We start from the raw sequence: 648 nt of genomic DNA on the forward strand, positions 1-648 counted from the left end.
GGTGCCCGTTCCAGAACGAGAGCTGCTGATAGCCGTGGACGACATCGCAGGTGTCATCGATATCCAACGTCACCGCCGCCGGCGAAGTGGGATAGCTGGCGCAGTAGATATCGATCATGGCGGCCATCAACTTCGCCAGTTCGCGCGTGGTCGGCGCGTTCTCCCAGCGGCTCATCGTGGGTTGGCTCGCAAGCCCGGCACCGGAGCCCGGCAGCTTGCCCAGCGCCAGGCGGAAGCCGGGATCGTCGCGAAGGGCGTCGAGATCGTCGGCATCCTCGTATCCGCAAGCGATCGCGAACACCCGGGCGCGCAGGATGTCGGGCAGCGCATGGATCACCCGGCCAGGGTCACGCGGGTCGGCTATGCAAGCGGCAAGCCGACGGCAGATGCCCATCGCGCGCTCAGCCTGTGCCAGTAGCAGGACGCCGCCGTCCGAGGTCAGCCGACCACCATCAAAGGCGGCTGTGACTTTCCGGCTGCGCACTGCTGGGAATCGGAATGGGTTTGCAGTATCGTCGGTCATGGCGGGGTGGCCTGTGGCATCTTCTGCCCTGCGGCAGGTTCGGCTTAGACACCCAGTTCCTAATTCAGATCAGAGGCTTATGCCACTCCCGCCAACCCTCTCGGCCCAACGCGGTGAATAAGCCT

1 protein-coding gene is annotated in these 648 nt (G+C 64.8%); it reads right to left on the reverse strand.

Features of this window, described 5'->3' with window-relative positions; genetic code table 11:
• Positions 1-523 (reverse strand): transposase (locus VX037_RS23670; protein WP_328716102.1); only part of this gene is annotated, 523 nt, incomplete at its 3' end.
• Positions 524-648 lie beyond the last annotated feature (125 nt).

The sequence above is a fragment of the Gordonia sp. Z-3 genome, assembly GCF_036233855.1.
GTDB lineage: Bacteria > Actinomycetota > Actinomycetes > Mycobacteriales > Mycobacteriaceae > Gordonia > Gordonia tangerina.